This is a genomic window from Methylobacterium sp. GXF4 (assembly GCF_000272495.1).
Taxonomy (GTDB): domain Bacteria; phylum Pseudomonadota; class Alphaproteobacteria; order Rhizobiales; family Beijerinckiaceae; genus Methylobacterium; species Methylobacterium brachiatum.
The window spans coordinates 163,586-179,704 of sequence record NZ_AKFK01000061.1 but is presented as its reverse complement, the minus strand read 5'-3'; the positions used below and the strand labels follow the sequence as shown (position 1 = coordinate 179,704).

18 protein-coding genes are annotated in these 16,119 nt (G+C 70.7%); 16 read left to right on the top strand and 2 right to left on the bottom strand.

Annotated elements, in window-relative coordinates; all coding sequences use genetic code 11:
• Nucleotides 1-3: 3 nt before the first annotated feature.
• The 4 genes from WYO_RS15160 to WYO_RS15145 all read left to right on the top strand — a co-directional run bounded on the left by WYO_RS15160 (nucleotide 4) and on the right by WYO_RS15145 (nucleotide 3,143).
• Nucleotides 4-690 (top strand): hypothetical protein, encoded by a 687-nt coding sequence (locus tag WYO_RS15160; RefSeq protein WP_007563950.1) that lies wholly within the window; start codon nucleotides 4-6, stop codon nucleotides 688-690.
• A 12-nt stretch (nucleotides 691-702) separates the two neighbouring features.
• A complete protein-coding gene (locus tag WYO_RS15155) occupies nucleotides 703-1,449 on the top strand; it encodes a response regulator transcription factor (RefSeq protein ID WP_007563949.1) in 747 nt (248 codons plus the stop codon).
• Nucleotides 1,446-2,780: an ATP-binding protein gene (locus WYO_RS15150; RefSeq protein ID WP_007563947.1), complete on the top strand. Its 1,335-nt coding sequence runs from the start codon at nucleotides 1,446-1,448 to the stop codon at nucleotides 2,778-2,780. Before WYO_RS15155 ends, WYO_RS15150 begins: the two co-directional genes overlap by 4 nt.
• A gap of 99 nt (nucleotides 2,781-2,879) precedes the next feature.
• On the top strand, nucleotides 2,880-3,143 hold the full coding sequence (locus WYO_RS15145; protein ID WP_007563945.1) for a hypothetical protein: 264 nt from the start codon (nucleotides 2,880-2,882) through the stop codon (nucleotides 3,141-3,143).
• Between the two features lie 213 nt (nucleotides 3,144-3,356).
• Here the strand turns inward: WYO_RS15145 and WYO_RS15140 are convergent, their stop codons facing one another.
• Together WYO_RS15140 and WYO_RS15135 are read right to left on the bottom strand one after the other, a co-directional pair.
• A complete protein-coding gene (locus WYO_RS15140) occupies nucleotides 3,357-3,596 on the bottom strand; it encodes a hypothetical protein (protein ID WP_007563942.1) in 240 nt (79 codons plus the stop codon).
• Nucleotides 3,597-3,768: 172 nt separating this feature from the next.
• Entirely contained in the window at nucleotides 3,769-4,005 is a 237-nt protein-coding gene (locus WYO_RS15135) for a hypothetical protein (protein ID WP_007563940.1), read from the bottom strand.
• Between the two features lie 230 nt (nucleotides 4,006-4,235).
• Here WYO_RS15135 and WYO_RS15130 point away from each other — a divergent pair, with 230 nt between their 5' ends.
• From WYO_RS15130 to WYO_RS15080, 12 genes are all read left to right on the top strand, one after another.
• Complete coding sequence (locus WYO_RS15130) at nucleotides 4,236-4,607, top strand: hypothetical protein (RefSeq protein ID WP_039902985.1); 372 nt, start codon at nucleotides 4,236-4,238, stop codon at nucleotides 4,605-4,607.
• A 120-nt stretch (nucleotides 4,608-4,727) separates the two neighbouring features.
• Entirely contained in the window at nucleotides 4,728-6,080 is a 1,353-nt protein-coding gene (locus WYO_RS15125; protein WP_007563937.1) for an efflux RND transporter periplasmic adaptor subunit, read from the top strand.
• Nucleotides 6,081-6,091: 11 nt separating this feature from the next.
• Entirely contained in the window at nucleotides 6,092-9,340 is a 3,249-nt protein-coding gene (locus WYO_RS15120) for a CusA/CzcA family heavy metal efflux RND transporter (protein ID WP_007563935.1), read from the top strand.
• Nucleotides 9,341-9,345: 5 nt separating this feature from the next.
• Complete coding sequence (locus WYO_RS15115; RefSeq protein WP_007563933.1) at nucleotides 9,346-9,903, top strand: hypothetical protein; 558 nt, start codon at nucleotides 9,346-9,348, stop codon at nucleotides 9,901-9,903.
• A gap of 40 nt (nucleotides 9,904-9,943) precedes the next feature.
• A complete protein-coding gene (locus tag WYO_RS15110) occupies nucleotides 9,944-10,885 on the top strand; it encodes a cation diffusion facilitator family transporter (RefSeq protein WP_007563931.1) in 942 nt (313 codons plus the stop codon).
• Between the two features lie 225 nt (nucleotides 10,886-11,110).
• The gene (locus WYO_RS30920; RefSeq protein WP_007563929.1) at nucleotides 11,111-11,389 is read left to right on the top strand and encodes a hypothetical protein; all 279 of its coding nucleotides are present in this window, start codon (nucleotides 11,111-11,113) and stop codon (nucleotides 11,387-11,389) included.
• Nucleotides 11,390-11,573: 184 nt separating this feature from the next.
• Nucleotides 11,574-12,182: a permease of the major facilitator superfamily gene (locus tag WYO_RS15105; protein ID WP_007563927.1), complete on the top strand. Its 609-nt coding sequence runs from the start codon at nucleotides 11,574-11,576 to the stop codon at nucleotides 12,180-12,182.
• A gap of 131 nt (nucleotides 12,183-12,313) precedes the next feature.
• On the top strand, nucleotides 12,314-12,751 hold the full coding sequence (locus WYO_RS15100) for an EamA family transporter (protein ID WP_007563925.1): 438 nt from the start codon (nucleotides 12,314-12,316) through the stop codon (nucleotides 12,749-12,751).
• Nucleotides 12,752-12,818: 67 nt separating this feature from the next.
• A complete protein-coding gene (locus tag WYO_RS15095) occupies nucleotides 12,819-13,478 on the top strand; it encodes a response regulator transcription factor (RefSeq protein ID WP_007563923.1) in 660 nt (219 codons plus the stop codon).
• Nucleotides 13,479-13,513: 35 nt separating this feature from the next.
• A complete protein-coding gene (locus WYO_RS15090) occupies nucleotides 13,514-14,770 on the top strand; it encodes an ATP-binding protein (RefSeq protein WP_244424176.1) in 1,257 nt (418 codons plus the stop codon).
• Nucleotides 14,771-14,862: 92 nt separating this feature from the next.
• Nucleotides 14,863-15,639 (top strand): membrane protein, encoded by a 777-nt coding sequence (locus WYO_RS15085; RefSeq protein ID WP_007563919.1) that lies wholly within the window; start codon nucleotides 14,863-14,865, stop codon nucleotides 15,637-15,639.
• Nucleotides 15,640-15,707: 68 nt separating this feature from the next.
• Nucleotides 15,708-16,115: a hypothetical protein gene (locus WYO_RS15080; protein ID WP_007563917.1), complete on the top strand. Its 408-nt coding sequence runs from the start codon at nucleotides 15,708-15,710 to the stop codon at nucleotides 16,113-16,115.
• Nucleotides 16,116-16,119: the final 4 nt, after the last annotated feature.

Sequence of the window (16,119 nt, the reverse complement as noted above, 5' to 3'; positions counted from 1 at the left end):
GGCATGCAAGCCTGGTCCTATACCCTGATCCCCGCCGCGGCCGCCGTCGTCGGCGCGGCGGTGGCGGTCAACCTGCGGCCGGGCCCCGTCCTGGTCAGCGCCATCCAGCACTTCGCCGCGGGCGTCGTCTTCGCGGCGGCCGCGGGCGAGATCCTGCCCGACGTCAAGCATGCCGGATCGCCCTGGGCCATGCTGGTCGGGGGCGCGCTCGGCGTCGCCGCGATGCTCCTCGTCCGTATCCTGGAGAAGCGGGTGAAGGGGCCGGCCGGGCTGATGTCGGTCACCGGCATCGACATCCTGGTGGACGGCCTCGTCCTCGGCATCGCCTTCGCGGCCGGGGCGAAGGCCGGCATCCTGCTCACCGTCGCGCTGACCATCGAGGTGCTGTTCCTGGGACTAACCGTGGCGAACGAACTCGGCGAGGGCGGCGCGTCGAAGGGCAAGGTGGTCGGCCTGACGGCCGCCCTCGTGCTGCTGCTCCCGCTCGGAGCCCTGCTCGGCGGGCCCGTCGGCTCGCTGCCCGCCGCCGTCCAGGCCGGCTTCCTCTCCTTCGGCCTGATCGCCTTGCTGTACCTCGTGACCGAGGAACTCCTCATCGAGGCGCACGAGACCGAGGACCGCCCCTGGGTGACGGCGATGTTCTTCGCGGGCTTCCTGCTGCTGCTCCTGCTCGACGGGATGATCGGCTAGGCTGTATCCGGAATGCTTGCCGCGGGCGAAACCAGGTCCCTCCCGGACGAGGCCCACATCCTGCTCGTCGAGGACGACGACGGCATGCGCGTGCTCGTCGGCCGCATCCTGCGGGAGAGCGGCTTCCGGGTCACGGGCTGCCGCGGCGGCGCCGAGATGTGGTCGCTCCTGCCCGACACGCCGGTTGACCTCGTCCTCCTCGACGTCATGCTGCCGGGCGCGTCCGGGTTCGACCTGCTCAGGGCCCTGCGGGCGAAGGGCACCGTCCCGGTCATCATGCTGAGCGCCCGCAACGAGGAGGCGGACCGGGTGCTCGGCCTGGAACTGGGCGCCGACGACTACGTCGCCAAGCCGTTCGGGCGCCCAGAACTCCTCGCCCGGATCCGGGCGGTGCTCCGCCGGTCGGCGCTCGCGCCGGTGCCGAGCGCGGCGTCGCGGCCGGAATCCCTCGCCTTCGCCGGCTGGCGGCTCGACCTGCGCAGCCGCGCCCTGACCGATCCCGAAGGCGCCGCCGTCGACCTGTCGGGCGCCGAGCACGACCTGCTGCTGGTGTTCCTGGAACACCCGGGCCGGGTGCTCGGCCGCGAGCAGATCCTGGAGATGGGCCGCGGGCGCCTCTCCGCGCCGTCGGACCGCAGCGTCGACACCCTGGTCAGCCGGCTGCGGCGCAAGCTCGAACCGCCCGCGGGGACGGCCGCCGTCATCAAGACGGTGCGGGGCACCGGCTACATGCTGGCCGCCAAGGTCGAGCGGGCATGAGGGGCGTCCTCGGCCTCGCCCGCAGCCTGGAGGGGCGCACCGTCGTCGTCCTGCTCCTGGCCGTGCTCCTCGTCCATGGCGGCGCGCTGGCGATCTACCGCCTCTCGGCGGCGGCCGCCGCCGACGAGGCCTTCGCCACCGAGGTCGCCCGCCAACTCGTCATCGCGCGCGAGGCCGTGTCGCGGCGCCCGCCGGAGGAGCGGGCTGACGAGGCCGAGGCCCTCTCGTCGAACCATTTCGAGATCGGCTGGGACGCCCCAGCGCCGGCTCGCCCCCCGGGGGCGACCGATCCCGCGCTCCGGGACCTGCGCGACCGCCTCCTCGCCCTCGAACCGGTCCTCGGGGCGGGGCTCGCCCTGAACCTGGAGGCGCCGGACGAGCCGCTCCACCGGCAGGACCTGCGCGGGATCATCCCGCTTCCGGACGGGAGCGCGCTGACCTTCCGGTCCGCGCACGCCCCGAGCCTCGTCCCCGTCGCGCCCTGGGCCTCGCTCGCCACCGCCATGGCCATCCTCGTCGGGGTGGCCGCGGTCGTCCTGATGCATCGGATCGCCGGCCCCTTGCGGGAGCTGACCCGGGCCACCGGACGGATCGGCCACGGCGCCCCCGTCCGGGTTCCCGAGATTGGTCCCGACGAGACCCGAGGGATCGGCCGTGCCCTCAACGCGATGCAGGAGCGCATCCACCGGCTGGTCGGCGAGCGGACGCAGGCGCTCGCCGCCGTGTCCCACGACCTGCGAACGCCCATCACCCGGCTCCGCCTGCGCCTCGACCACGTCGAGGACCCGGCCGGGCGCCGCGCCATGGCCTCCGACCTCGACGACATGCAGGCGATGGTCGACGCGACGCTGGCCTACCTGGGGGGCGACGCCGACCCGGAGCCGCGGCAGGTCACCAACGTCGCGAGCATTTTGATGGGGGTCGCCGACGCCTCCGCGGATGCCGGCCGGGCGGTCGCATACGGAGGACCCGGCCGGGCCCTGGCGACGGTGCGCCCAGTCGCCTTCCGGCGGGCGCTGGAGAACCTCGTGGACAACGGCGTGCGCTACGGCGCGCGGGTGCGCATCGCCCTGGCGGCCGAAGAGACAGCGCTGGTCTTGCGCATCGACGACGACGGGCCCGGCATCCCGGCATGCGACGTCGCCTGCGCCTTCGAGCCCTTCACCCGCCTGGAGGGGTCGCGCAACCGAAACACCGGCGGGACCGGACTCGGCCTGACCATCGCGCGGCGGGCCGTGGAAGCGGAGGGAGGCACGCTCATCCTGACCACGAGGCCGGAGGGCGGATTGCGGGCCGAGATCCGCGTGCCCCGGGCTGGGCGCGGCGGCTGACACACTTCGTCACGAACGCGGCGTCCCGGAGACAAACGGCTTGGCTATCTCGGACTTCGAAGCGGCCGACGCGGTCGGCGCCGAACAGGAGACCGACAGATGAAGCGCACGCTCGCCGCCGTCCTCGCCGCCGGGATGCTGGCCGCGGCCACGGGGTCCGCCTTCGCCGTGGACAGCCACGGCAATGCCTCGAACCCCGAGCGCGCCGTCCCGAACACCGGTGGCGTGTCGGGCGGCCCGGCCCATCGCGACGACCCGCGCGTCAGCGAGGCCCGTGAGAAGCGGCCCGACGGCAAGCCGGCGCATTCGGACAACGACGGGCATGCCCACGGGCACAGCCACGACAAGCCCGGCAAGAAGTGAGCTCGCCGGGCAGGCCGCGGGGGCGGGAGGCGCGGACATGCGGATGCTGCCCCTGCTCGTCGTCTTCGCGCTCCTGGCCGCGGTGATCGGCTACGCGCTCGCCGAGCCTGCTCGGCACGTCGTTCACGATGCGCCGACCCCTCGCGCGTCGTGATGCGCCCGCACCGGCGCGAGCCGGTGCGGGCGACCTCTTCTCGACGCCAGGCGGCGACCTCAGTCGTCGAAGTCGTGATGGTGATGGTGCCGCTCGAACCGGCCCGGCCCGTAATCCTCGCGGCGCGGGTGATGGTGCCGGACCACGACGTCGTCATGGTTGCCGTGGCGGTAGACATCGACATGGTCGTGCGGCCGCCGCTCGCCGTAGCCGTAGCCGCGCTCGTAATACTGGGCCGAGGCCGCGGCCGGCGCGAGGAGGATGGCCGCCGCCATCAAGCCTGCTAGGTGCCGTCGCATCGCTGTCTCCTCCGGGGATTCCTATTGCGGCGGTTTGCGCGGCGGCCGTTGAACAGGTTCTGAGACCGTCGTTCAGGAAGCCGTCACCCCAGGTTCGCCGACGTCCTCGAAATGCGAGGGGCCGGGCCGGACGTCGCTGCCCCCGGCCCGGCCCCGTCGCGATGTCAGCCGCTCAGTGGCGGTGCTCTTCCACGACGGTCTTCTCGTGATGGTCGTCATGATGTTCGTGCACGACCGGCCGGTCGCGATGGTTCTCCTCGACGGTGGTGTGCGTATGGTCGACATCGCGGCGGTGGCCGTCGCCGTGAACCCCGACTCCGCCGGGGCCGACGTCCACGTGCTGGGCGAGCGCACCGACCGGCGCGAGGGCCAGGGCGGCCGCGGCGGCGGCGGCGAACATGATCTTCATCCAAGGATCTCCATGTTTCGCGGTCGGCCGGGAATGCGGCCCCCCGCGAAACCGTTCCCGGATTTTCCTCGCCCGGTATTCGTCTCGGCCGAGCGAGAAACGGCTTGGCCGCTTTCGCGTCGTGACCGCGGCTGACCTTGCATGGCGGCCACAAAATCTGTTCAGACCGGGTTCAAGAGGCCAGGACGATGCCTTGTCCGATCCGGGATAAATCGCGCATAAGGCCGGAGATGGGTTCAGGACGCGGGCATAGCCGCAGGTGGGCGGCACGGGGATGGTGGGCGTTCGCCGCACGCCTGCTCGCGCTCGCCCTCGCCCTGTCCCTCGTCGCGCCCGCCGCCGGCCTCGCCGCCGACGTCGCGTACCACGATGGCGGCGGCAGGCACGTCACGGAGATCGCGAGCATTGAGGCCGCGCCCGACACCGGCGCGACCGACCCCGGCATGGCCTGCCACCTCCATTGTGGCTGCCACCAGGCGGCACCCGCCGTGGCGGACTTCTCGGAGCCGGTCTTCGGGGTCGCCCGGCTGGCCTATGCGCATTTGAGCCAGACGGTTTCCTCCGTCTCGCCGGACCGCCTGCCGAGGCCCCCCCGCGCCTGAGGTGACGCCGCAGAGGCGCGTCCCGAACCCGGAGCCCGCGCTCCGGGCCACTCCTCACGCCACAGAAGCGGGACTGCCGCGTCCGTCCGAACGGCGCCCGATCCCGGCCGAGCAGGTCTCATGCGCATCCTCATCACCGCGGTCCTCGTGGCCGCCGGCATCGTCGTCGGCGCCGCCGTCCCCGCCATATCCGCGTTCGTCCGCGGCCTCCTGACATCGGCCGGGCTGCCGCCGGCCATCCTCACCTTCGCCGCCGGCCCGCCCCCTGGCGGGAAGGCGCCGAAGGACGAGGCCGACCATGCCGAAGGCGACGGCCACGACCACGGCAAGGCCGCCGCGCCGAAGGCCGAGGGAGCCCACGCTCACGGCGAGCACGAGCATTCCGAGGCGGAGGGCGAGGAAGGCCACGTCAAGATGACGGCCGAGCAGGTCGAGGGGCAGGACATCGGCGTCGCCAAGGCCGAGGGCGGGACGCTCTCGCGACACGTCCTGGTGCCCGGCACCATCACGCCCGATACCGACCGGATCGCCCGCGTCCCCGCCCGCGTCGTCGGCACGGTGTCCGAGATGCGCAAGCGCCTGGGCGACGACGTCAGGAAGGGCGAGGTGGTCGCCCTCCTCGACAGCCGGGAAGTCGCCGACGCCAAGAGCGAGTACCTCACCGCGATGGTCCAGTCCGACCTCCAGAAGATCAACTTCGAGCGCCAGCAGAAACTCTTGGCGTCGGCGGCGGCATCCCAGGCGGCGTTCGACAACGCCAAGGCCGTGTTCCAGGAGAACCAGCTGCGCGTCGACCTCGCCCGCCAGAAGCTCTCGGCGCTGGGCCTGAACGCCGCCGAGGTCGCCGCCGCGCAGAAACGCGACGAGGCGACGCCGAACGCCTCGACGCTGCGCCAGTACGAGCTGCGGGCGCCCATCGCCGGCCGCATCGTGGAGCGCAAGGTCGATGTCGGCACGGCGGTGGGCAAGGAGGGCGACCCTGCCGACGTCTACACCGTCGCCGACCTCTCGACCGTCTGGATCGAGCTCGCGGTCCCCACCTCCGACCTCGCCGAGGTCCGGGAGGGCGCGCGGGTCACCGTGAACCGCGGCGGCCGCAGCGAGCAGGGCAAGGTGGTGTTCGTCAGCCCGCTGCTGAACGCCGACACCCGGTCCGCCCGGGTCGTGGTCTCGCTGCCCAACAAGGACATGGCCTGGAGGCCCGGCACCTACGTCACCGCCGAGGTCGAGACCGCGACGGACCAAGTGCCGGTGCGGGTCGCCAAGTCGGCGCTCCAGACCGTCGAGGGCAAGCGCGTCGTCTTCGTGCGCACGGACGAGGGCTTCGAAAAGCGCGAGGTCGAGCTCGGGCGCTCCGACGACGACGGCTTCGAGGTCGTCTCGGGCCTCAAGCCCGGCGAGACCATCGCGGTGGCCAACACCTTCCTCCTCAAGGCCGAGCTCGGGAAGAGCGAAGCCGACCACGACCATTGAGGAAGCCCGACATGATCAGCCGCATCCTCGACTTCTCCGTGCACCAGCGCTGGCTGGTTCTGCTCCTGTCGCTGCTGGCCGCCGGCTTCGGCGGCTACTCGGTCACCAAGCTGCCGATAGACGCGGTGCCCGACATCACCAACAACCAGGTGCAGATCAACACGACGGCGCCGTCGCTCTCGCCCGTCGACATCGAGAAGCAGGTCACCTACCCGGTCGAGACCGCGCTCGCGGGCATCAAGGGGCTCGAATACACCCGCTCGCTCTCGCGCAACGGCTTCTCGCAGGTCACCGCGGTCTTCGCGGAGAAGCTCGACATCTACTTCGCCCGCCAGCAGGTCGCCGAGCGCCTCGCGCAGGTGAGGCGGGACCTGCCGCCCGGCACCGAGCCCAGCATGGGGCCGATCTCGACCGGGCTGGGCGAGATCTACATGTGGTCGATCCATTACGCGAAGCCCGGCGAGCGCACGGTCTCGAAGGCGGGCAAGCCCGGCTGGCAGCCCGATGGCAGCTACCTGACCCCCGAGGGCCAGCGCCTGAAGACCGAGCTGGAGCAGACCGCCTACCTGCGCACCGTCCAGGACTGGATCATCCGCCCCCTAGTCAAGACCGTGTCCGGCGTGGCCGGGGTCGACGGCATCGGCGGCTTCGAGAAGCAGTACCACGTCCAGCCCGACCCGACGCGGCTCGCGTCCCTCGACCTGTCCTTCTCGGACGTCGCCCGGGCGCTGGAGGCCAACAACGCCAACCAGGGCGCCCGCTACCTGGAGGACAACGGCGAGGGCTACGTCGTGCGCGCCGCCGGCCGCCTGGAGAGCATGGACGAGATCGGCGACGTGGTCGTCGCCACCCGGGGCGGCGTGCCGGTGCGGATCAAGGACATCGCCGAGGTCCGCATCGGGCGCGACCTGCGCACGGGCTCGGGCAGCGAGGACGGCCAGGAGGTCGTCGTCGGCACCGCCCTGATGCTGATCGGCGAGAACAGCCGCACGGTGGCTGCCGCGGTCGACGCGCGCATGGAACAGATCCGCAAGAGCCTGCCGCCCGGCGTCGAGGTCCAGACCGTCCTCGACCGGACCCGGCTCGTCGAGGCGACCGTGAAGACGGTGGTGAAGAACCTGTCCGAGGGCGCGGCTCTCGTCATCGTCATCCTGTTCCTGCTGCTCGGCAACATCCGGGCCGCCATCATCACGGCCCTGGTCATCCCGGTCGCCATGCTGATGACCATGACCGGCATGGTCGAGGCGAAGATCTCGGCCAACTTGATGAGCCTCGGCGCCCTCGATTTCGGGCTGATCGTCGACGGGGCGGTGATCATCACCGAGAACGCCCTGCGCCACCTCGCAGAGAAGCAGCAGGAGCTGGGCAGGGGGCTCGACACCGAGGAGCGCCTCCAGACGGTCCGCGCCTCAGCCGAGGAGATGATCAAGCCGTCGCTCTACGGGCAGGCGATCATCATCTTGGTCTACGTCCCGCTCCTGACCTTCACGGGGGTCGAGGGCAAGATGTTCGAGCCGATGGCGCTGACCGTGATCATCGCGCTCGTGGCGGCCTTCGTGCTGTCGCTGACCTTCGTGCCGGCGCTCATCGCCATCGTCATCACCGGCAAGGTCACGGAGAAGGACAACCTCATCATCCGGGCGCTCAAGGCCGCTTACCGCCCGGTGCTCGGCGCGGCGGTCCGGGCGCCGTTCGTCTTCGTCGGCGCGGCGCTCCTGCTGCTCGTCGGGGCGGGCATCCTGTTCACCCGCCTCGGGACCGAGTTCATCCCGCAGCTCGACGAGAAGAGCATCGCCCTCAACGCCACCCGAATCCCATCGACCTCCCTCACCCAGTCGCAGGCGATGCAGCTCAAGGTCGAGAAGGTGGTCTCGAAATTCCCGCAGGTGGCCTACGTCTTCTCGAAGACCGGCACCGCCGAGGTCGCCTCCGACCCGATGCCGCCGAACTCCTCAGACACCTTCGTCATCCTGAAACCCCAGGAGGAGTGGCCCGAGCCGAGCCTGTCCAAGGCCGAGTTGCAGGAGCAGATCGAGAAGGCGGTCGGGGCGCTCGCCGGCAACGTCTACGAGTTCTCCCAGCCGATCCAGCTGCGCTTCAACGAGCTGCTCGCCGGCACCCGGGGCGACCTCGCCGTGAAGGTGTTCGGCGACGAGTTCGAGCCGATGCTGAAGGCGGCCAACCAGGTCGCGGCGGTCCTGAAGGGCATCGACGGCGCCGAGGACGTCAAGGTCGAGCAGACGGCGGGCCTGCCGTTCCTGGAGATCAAGATCAACAAGGCCGAGGCGGCGCGCTACGGCCTGAGCACCGGGGCGATCCAGGAGGTCATCGGCGCGGCCATCGGGGGACGGGACGCCGGCGTCGTGTTCGAGGGCGACCGTCGCTTCCCCATCGTCGTGCGCCTGACCGACAAGGTCCGCGAGGACCGGGAGGCCCTGGAGAACATCCCGGTGCCGCTGCCGGCGGGCCCGAACGGCCGGGCGAGCTCGGTCCTGCTCAAGCAGGTGGCGAGCTTTTCGGTCACCGAGGGACCGAACCAGATCTCGCGCGAGAACGGCAAGCGGCGGGTCGTGGTCACGGCCAACGTGCGCGGGCGGGACATCGGCTCGCTCGTCGCGGAGGCGCAGGCGAAGGTTGGAAGCCAGGTGCAGCTGCCGCCAGGTTCCTACCTCACCTGGGGCGGGCAGTTCGAGAACCTCGCCTCGGCCAAGCGGCGGCTGATGGTGGTGGTACCGGTCTGCTTCTTCCTGATCTTCCTGTTGCTGTACTCGGCCCTGGGCTCGCCGCGGGACGCGCTGCTGGTGTTCAGCGCGGTGCCGCTTGCCCTCACCGGGGGCATCTTCGCGCTTTGGCTGCGCGGCATGCCGGTCTCGGTACCGGCGGCGGTCGGGTTCATCGCGCTCTCGGGCGTTGCGGTCCTCAACGGCCTCGTCATGCTGACCTTCATCAAGCAGCTCGTGGCGGAGGGCCGGCCGAAGCGCGAGGCCATCCTGGAGGGCGCCATGACCCGGTTGCGGCCGGTGGCGATGACGGCGCTGGTCGCCTCGCTCGGCTTCGTGCCCATGGCCATCGCCACCGAGACCGGCGCCGAGATCCAGCGGCCGCTCGCCACCGTGGTCATCGGTGGCCTGATCAGCGCCACCCTGCTGACCCTGATCGTGCTGCCGGCCCTGTACGCCCGGTTCGGCAAGGTTGTCGTCCCGAAGGTCGCGGAGCGGCCGCGGGAGCCGGGGCCACGACACCTCAAGGCGGCGGAGTAGACGAGATGCGACGCGTCCCAACCTGGTTGGCGGCTCCTTTCGCCTTCCTCGCGCTGACGGGTGCGGCTCCGGGCGCGGACGGAGGCGTCGGCGAGGCTCCGTTCGGCCTCGCGTGGGGGCCCGTCGCCGACGTGCCGCGCCCGCTCAAGGCCGACCGCGAGGCCAACCTGACCGCGCTGTACTACCCGCGTGGCTGGCGGCCGGCCGTCGGGTCGGCAACGGCCGAGGTCGTGCTGGTGGTCTGCCGCGAGGAGGGTCTGCAGGAGGTCGTCTGGGTGGGGCTCCCCCTGGCGGGCGAGGAACTCGCGCGCGTGCGCCGCGCCATCCACGACGAAGGGGTGCGCCGCTACGGCGAGCCGACACCGGGGCCATCGGCCGATTCCGAGCTCTGGCCCGGCGGTCGGGCTCTCCTGGCCAGCCGCGAGGCTCCGGACGGGCGGCACGAGCTCGTCATGGCGGCGTTCGGTCCCGGCTACGCGGCCTGCTCGGCCGCCCACCTCGCCGCGACCGGACACCCCGCCGGCGCGCACGTGGCCGAGCTCATCGGCTCCTCCGGCCCCTGAGGCGGCCGGTCCGGGACGGCAACGAAAGACTGGGAGCGACATGGGACACGGACACGCGCACGGCGGCGGCCACGGGCATTCGCACGGCGGCGGCATACCCGCGGGCTCGGCGGCGGGCAGGAACAAGGGGCGCCTAGCCTGGGCGCTCGCCCTGACGCTGACCTACATGGCCGCGGAGGTCGTCGGCGGCCTGCTCACCGGCAGCCTCGCGCTGCTGGCCGATGCCGCCCACATGGTCACGGATGCCGGCGGCCTCGCGCTGTCGCTGCTCGCCATCCACTACGCGGCCAAGGCGCCGTCGCCGGGCAAGAGCTTCGGCTACATGCGCTTCGAGATCCTGGCGGCCCTCGCCAACGCCGTCGTGCTGCTCGGGGTGACGGCCTACATCCTGTACGAGGCCTACCGGCGCTTCTTCGAGCCGACCGAGATCCTCGGCTGGCCGATGATGCTGGTCGCGTTCGTCGGCCTCGGGGTGAACCTCGCCAGCATGAGGCTCCTCGCGGGCGGATCGTCGGAAAGCCTCAACGTCAAGGGCGCCTACTTCGAGGTCTTCTCCGACATGCTGGGTTCGGTCGGCGTCATCGCTGCGGCCCTCGTGGTGATGGCGACGGGCTGGCGATGGGTCGATCCGCTGGTCGGCGCCGGCATCGGCCTGTTCATCGTGCCGCGCACCTGGCGCCTGTTGAGCGAGGCGCTTCACATCCTGCTGGAGGGAACGCCTCTGGGTGTCGATCTTGCCGCGCTACGAACGGAGATCGAGGCGATGCCTGGCGTGCGGCGCGCCTACGACCTTCATGCCTGGACGCTGACCTCCGGCTTCGACGCGATGAGCGGCCACGTGGTCATGGACGACGTCGCCGCCGGACCCGACCTCATCCGCGCGGTCCGGCGTCTGGTGAAGGAGCGACACGGCATCGAGCACGTCACCGTCCAGGTCGAGGACGAGGCGCTTTCGGCCGAGGCCGCGCGCCTGCCCGTGTGACGGCGAGCATCCGGCATGAGTAAGAAATCGGCGCGGCTGCAGACCGAGTGGGCGCCAAATCCTCGGCGCAAGCGACGGGTCAGGCCATACGTCCGCAAAGCCGCGGATCGAATGATGATAGCGATCTGTATCGGATTGCCTCTGGCCGTATTGTTTCTCCAATACTTCAAGCACCTCAGGAAGTGATGCCTGAGTAATGATGCTTGACTATGCAAGGTGTTTTCAATGAATGATCTACAAACGCACCATTTTGCCGTGACGACAACGGCGATGCTTGCGGTTGTGAGAACATCGACCATCGCCATGATGACCCTTCTCATGCAAAAACTTTCAGCACCTGAACGGGAAGAGGTTTTCGCAGAGATCGCGGCGACAATCGGTGAGTTGCCCCCGGATTATTCCCAGGCAGGCCCCGTGGGGACCAAGTTCTACGAAGAGGTGGTGGCCGAGGCGCCGGCGCTCGCGAAGGCATTCGTCCAAGATTTGCGTAGATCTCTTGGTTGAAATCCGATGAGACCATTTATCAGTTATCGAGTGTTGGTGACGGAGAGCAGAGGTCCCGCGGACCTGACGCGCCTGTCGCCTTTTCTGTGCTCGGTGCCCGGCCCGTCACTGAGGCTTAGGCGTCTCCGTATCGAGTGCCAACTGGGCATGGCGGATCTTCCTGGCGACACCGCGCCTGCGCGGGTTGCTCGCCCTGAATTTCGCCGTCGCGGCGGCCGGCGCCATGGTCATCGTCAATACCGTGGTAATCGTCCAGGCCCTGCTCGGACGCCCCCAGCACGACGTCGCCCTTGCCCTTGGACCCTTCGGCGCGGGCTCGATGGCCGCCGCCCTGGTCCTACCGCGGGTCCTGGACCGCCTGTCCGACAGGGGTGTGATGCTGCCGTCCGCGGCCTTCCTCGGAGTCGTCCTCGTCGGGGTCGCTGCCCTGACCTGGTGCGGGGCCATCGGCTGGCCCGTACTGCTCGGGACCTGGCTCGTCCTTGGGATCGGCTACTCCGCCGCCCAGTTCGCGCTCTCGCACGCGTCGTGGCTCCTCACTTACCCGCTGGCGGGCTGCCTCGGCGCTGCCGTCGGGATGCCCGCGACCCTGGCGGCACTCGGCGCCCTGACCGTCGCGGGCGTCGCGGCGGCGGCCATGCTTTGGCCTGCATCCGACCCGGACGTCGTCGCACATGCCCACGCGGACCTCGACCCGTCCCACCCCCACGTGCGGGGGATCGGTCAGGGCCGGCACGAGCATGCTTTCGTCATCGACGACCTGCATCGGCAATGGCCGTCCAGGGCGAATTAGGAACCACACGGCGAGCGTTGGAACGGCGACGCTCAGGGGGGGGCGTCGGGTGCCGGACATCCCTCATCCGATGGTCTGTCGGGGGCCGTGAGGATTGCGTCGCGGCAGGTCCGCATCGAGGGGAACACGGCATGAGGACGTTGCTCGGATCCTGGCAGCTGTGGGCGCTGCTTTCTGCCGCCTTCGCGGCGTTGACCGCGATCTTCGCCAAGGTCGGCATCGAGAACGTCAATTCCGACTTCGCCACCTTCATCCGCACGGTCGTCATACTCTGCGCCCTCGGCGCCATCCTGGTCGGCACGGGCCAGTGGGTACCGGTCGGGTCGGTCTCGGCCAGGACCTACGTGTTCCTGGTGCTCTCGGGCCTCGCCACCGGCGGCTCATGGATCTGCTACTTCCGCGCCCTCAAGCTCGGCGAGGCCAGCCGCGTGGCCCCGGTCGACAAGCTCAGCGTCGTGCTGGTGGCCGTCTTCGGGGTCGTCTTCCTCGGCGAACGTCTATCTCCACCGAATTGGCTCGGCGTCGCCCTCATCGCCGCCGGGGCCGTGCTCGTCGCCTATCGAGGATGAAGCCGGCGGGAAGGGATGCGTCGCGGCGCAGTCCAGGGCGAGGGCTCGAAACCGGACGGACCGACCGATGCGCGTGCTGTTGATCGAGGACGACCGGATGATCGGCGAAGGGCTGTCGAACGGCCTCTCGGCCGAGGGCTATTCCGTCGATTGGGTCCGCGACGGCGGCGAGGCCGAGACGGCCCTGCTCAACGGCAGCCACGCGCTCGCGCTGCTCGACCTCGGCCTGCCGGGCGGGGACGGACTTCGGGTGCTTCGATCCGCCCGGGCGGCCGGGATCGACACGTCGGTGCTCATCATCACGGCGCGGGACGGCCTCGAAAGCCGCGTCGCAGGCCTCGACCTCGGGGCGGACGATTACCTGGTCAAGCCGTTCGAGATGCGCGAGCTGCTCGCCAGGATGCGGGCCATCCTGCGCCGTCGGGCCGGGCGGGCGAGCGCGCGGCTCGTGGCCGCCGAGACCGAACTCGACACGGAAAGCCACGTCCTGTCCCACGCCGGGACCGTCGCGGTCCTGTCGGCGCGCGAATACGCCCTCATGCACGCCCTGATGGAGCGACCGGGGCGCATCCTCTCTCGTGCGCAGATCGAGGAACGCATCTACGGGTGGGGCGAGGAGGTCGAGAGCAACGCGGTGGACGCCCTGATCCTCACGGTCCGTCGAAAGGTCGGCAAGGGCGTGATCCTGAATGTCCGCGGCGCGGGCTGGATGGTACCCAAGCCATGAGGGCCGCCTCCCTGCGCCGCACGACGCTCGTCTGGATGACCGCCCTGCTCGCCGGAATCGGCTTGGCCGCGATGGTCGCGGCCTATGCCCTCGCGCGGATCGAGGCGGCCGATTTCCTCGACGGGCAGTTGCGGCAAGTCGCCCTCAACGCCGGTCCCGGGCTAACGGACGCGGACGCGCCGCCCGCCGCCGACCAGGACCCGGAGGACCAACTCGCCGTCACCATCTGGAAGGACGGGCAGGTCCTGCGCGACGACCGCGGCGTCGACGTCCGCCACCCCGGCCGCACGGGATATGCGAACGTCGTCATGGGCGGCGAGCTCTGGCGCACATACACGACCGCCAACGGCACAACGACGGTCCGGGTCGCCCAGCGCGACGTCGTGAGGGCGGAGTTCGCACGCAATGCGGCGCTCGGTGCCGTGGCCCCCCTGCTGCTCCTCGTCCCGCTGTCGTGGATCGTCGTCGGCTGGGCGATGAACCGGGCGCTCGGGCGGCTCGACGGCTTGGTGCATGACCTCGCCGGGCGCGGCGCCGCCGCCCAAGGCCCCTTGCCGACGCGCGGCGTGCCGACGGAGGTGGCGCCCCTCGTCGAGGCCATGAACGGGCTCATCCTTCGCCTGCAGGCCGCTCTGGCCGCCCAGAAGCGGTTCGTCGCCGACGCGGCGCACGAACTGCGTACGCCGCTCGCCGCGATGCAGATCCAACTCGACTCCCTCGGCGGGCCTGCCGGTGGCGGGAGCGACGCGCGGCGTACGGCGCTGGCGGACGGCCTCCGGAGGGCGAACCGGCTGGTGGATCAACTGCTCCGTCTCGCCCGGCTCGACGACGGTGCCGAGGCGCGTCCTGCATCCGTCGACCTCGGCCAGCTCCTGCTCGACTGCGTCGCCGACCACGTCGTGCTCGCCGAGCGCAAGGACATCGACCTGGGCGTGCATATCGAGACACCCGCGACGCTTCACGCGTCGGAGGACGAGGTCCGCGTCCTGTTCGCCAACCTCGTCGACAACGCCCTGCGCTACACGCCGTCCGGAGGCCAGGTCGACGTCCGTCTGCTGAACCGGGACGGTGCGTGCGTCGTCACGGTTCGGGACACCGGCTGCGGGCTGCCGCCGGGAAGCGAGGGCCGCCTGTTCGACCGCTTCTTCCGGGCCGCGCCACCGGAAGTCGAAGGCACAGGGCTCGGGCTCGCCATCGCCCGCCGCATCGCGGAGCGCAACGACCTCGGCCTGACGGTCGAAAACCGACGTGACGGGCAGGGGACCCTCGCAACCGTCAGACTGCCGGCCTGAGGCCGAGCCTGCGGCTCCTTTGGACGAAGCTCATTCTGCCCTCATTCTGGCTCGCTATCACCGTGCCCGACCATGACGGACGGGAGACGGGGATGAGCGAGATCCAGCGCCAGGTCTTGAACAAGGTACCGGAGGTCTCCGCGGCCTTCTGGGTCATCAAGATCCTGTCCACGACCGTCGGCGAGACCGGCGCGGACTACCTCGCGGTGAACGTCGGCCTGGGTGCCGCCGTCACCGCCACCGTCACGGCCGGCCTCCTCGCGGCCGTCCTCGCCCTGCAGGTGCGCGAGCGGCGCTACGTGCCCTGGACCTATTGGTCGACCGTCGTCCTCGTCAGCGTGGTCGGCACGCAGGTCACCGACATCCTGACCGACAAGCTCGGCGTGAGCCTCTTCGTCAGCACCGGCGTGTTCGCGACCGCCCTCGCCGCCGTGTTCGCCCTCTGGTACGCGACCGAGCGGACGCTCTCGATCCACGCCATCGTGACCCGACGCCGCGAGGCGTTCTACTGGCTCGCCATCCTCCTGACCTTCGCGCTCGGCACGGCCGCGGGCGACCTGGCCACGGAGGCGCTGGGGCTCGGCTTCAATCTCGGCGTCGTCATCTTCGGCACGATCCTGGCCGCCCTCGCCCTCGCCTGGCGCCTCGGCGCGAACCCGGTGACGACCTTCTGGCTCGCCTACATCGTCACGCGCCCCCTCGGCGCATCGCTGGGCGATCTGCTGTCGCAGGCACGGGAATACGGCGGCCTCGGCTTCGGCACGGCCTCCACCAGCCTCGCCTTCTTCGCCGTCATCGTCGCCCTGGTGACGTCCCTGAGCCTCGTCTCCGGACGCCCTGGCGAGCCGGCCGGACAGCGGCGGGCCTGACCGTCCGCCGCCTCCCGCATCCCCATCCTCCAGTCCTTCCAACGCCGCACGACACGGAGCGAACGACCATGCGAAACATCCTCCTCGCCGCCATCGCCGCGACGGTCATCGGTGCCACGGCCGCCCCCCTGGGCCTGCTGGCGATGCAGGACGCCGCTGTCGGAGCGACGCCCAAGGCGATGGCGGCCTCGAAGCTTGGCGACCTCTCCAAGTTCCGGTCCATCGTCGTCGACGTGAAGGCGATGACCGACCGGGGCGACCTCGCCGCCGCCAAGACGCACATTAAGGACCTGGAATTGTCCTGGGACGCGTCCGAGGCCGGCCTGAAGCCGCGAGCCGCCGCCGACTGGCACGTCGTGGACAAGGCCATCGACCGCGCCCTCGACGCGCTGCGGGCGTCGAACCCCGATCCGGCCGCCTGCCGTCGCGCGGTCGACGACCTGCTCGCCATCATCGACCAGACCCACACCGCCTGAGCCG

Excerpts from the sequence above, each read along its gene's own strand:
- WYO_RS15160 (WP_007563950.1), top strand. The coding sequence starts at position 4 with ATGCAAGCCTGGTCCTATACCCTGATCCCCGCCGCGGCCGCCGTCGTC.
- WYO_RS15155 (WP_007563949.1), top strand. The coding sequence starts at position 703 with ATGCTTGCCGCGGGCGAAACCAGGTCCCTCCCGGACGAGGCCCACATC.
- WYO_RS15150 (WP_007563947.1), top strand. The coding sequence starts at position 1,446 with ATGAGGGGCGTCCTCGGCCTCGCCCGCAGCCTGGAGGGGCGCACCGTC.
- WYO_RS15145 (WP_007563945.1), top strand. The coding sequence starts at position 2,880 with ATGAAGCGCACGCTCGCCGCCGTCCTCGCCGCCGGGATGCTGGCCGCG.
- WYO_RS15140 (WP_007563942.1), bottom strand. The coding sequence starts at position 3,596 with ATGCGACGGCACCTAGCAGGCTTGATGGCGGCGGCCATCCTCCTCGCG.
- WYO_RS15135 (WP_007563940.1), bottom strand. The coding sequence starts at position 4,005 with ATGAAGATCATGTTCGCCGCCGCCGCCGCGGCCGCCCTGGCCCTCGCG.
- WYO_RS15130 (WP_039902985.1), top strand. The coding sequence starts at position 4,236 with ATGGGTTCAGGACGCGGGCATAGCCGCAGGTGGGCGGCACGGGGATGG.
- WYO_RS15125 (WP_007563937.1), top strand. The coding sequence starts at position 4,728 with ATGCGCATCCTCATCACCGCGGTCCTCGTGGCCGCCGGCATCGTCGTC.
- WYO_RS15120 (WP_007563935.1), top strand. The coding sequence starts at position 6,092 with ATGATCAGCCGCATCCTCGACTTCTCCGTGCACCAGCGCTGGCTGGTT.
- WYO_RS15115 (WP_007563933.1), top strand. The coding sequence starts at position 9,346 with ATGCGACGCGTCCCAACCTGGTTGGCGGCTCCTTTCGCCTTCCTCGCG.
- WYO_RS15110 (WP_007563931.1), top strand. The coding sequence starts at position 9,944 with ATGGGACACGGACACGCGCACGGCGGCGGCCACGGGCATTCGCACGGC.
- WYO_RS30920 (WP_007563929.1), top strand. The coding sequence starts at position 11,111 with ATGAATGATCTACAAACGCACCATTTTGCCGTGACGACAACGGCGATG.
- WYO_RS15100 (WP_007563925.1), top strand. The coding sequence starts at position 12,314 with ATGAGGACGTTGCTCGGATCCTGGCAGCTGTGGGCGCTGCTTTCTGCC.
- WYO_RS15095 (WP_007563923.1), top strand. The coding sequence starts at position 12,819 with ATGCGCGTGCTGTTGATCGAGGACGACCGGATGATCGGCGAAGGGCTG.
- WYO_RS15090 (WP_244424176.1), top strand. The coding sequence starts at position 13,514 with ATGACCGCCCTGCTCGCCGGAATCGGCTTGGCCGCGATGGTCGCGGCC.
- WYO_RS15085 (WP_007563919.1), top strand. The coding sequence starts at position 14,863 with ATGAGCGAGATCCAGCGCCAGGTCTTGAACAAGGTACCGGAGGTCTCC.
- WYO_RS15080 (WP_007563917.1), top strand. The coding sequence starts at position 15,708 with ATGCGAAACATCCTCCTCGCCGCCATCGCCGCGACGGTCATCGGTGCC.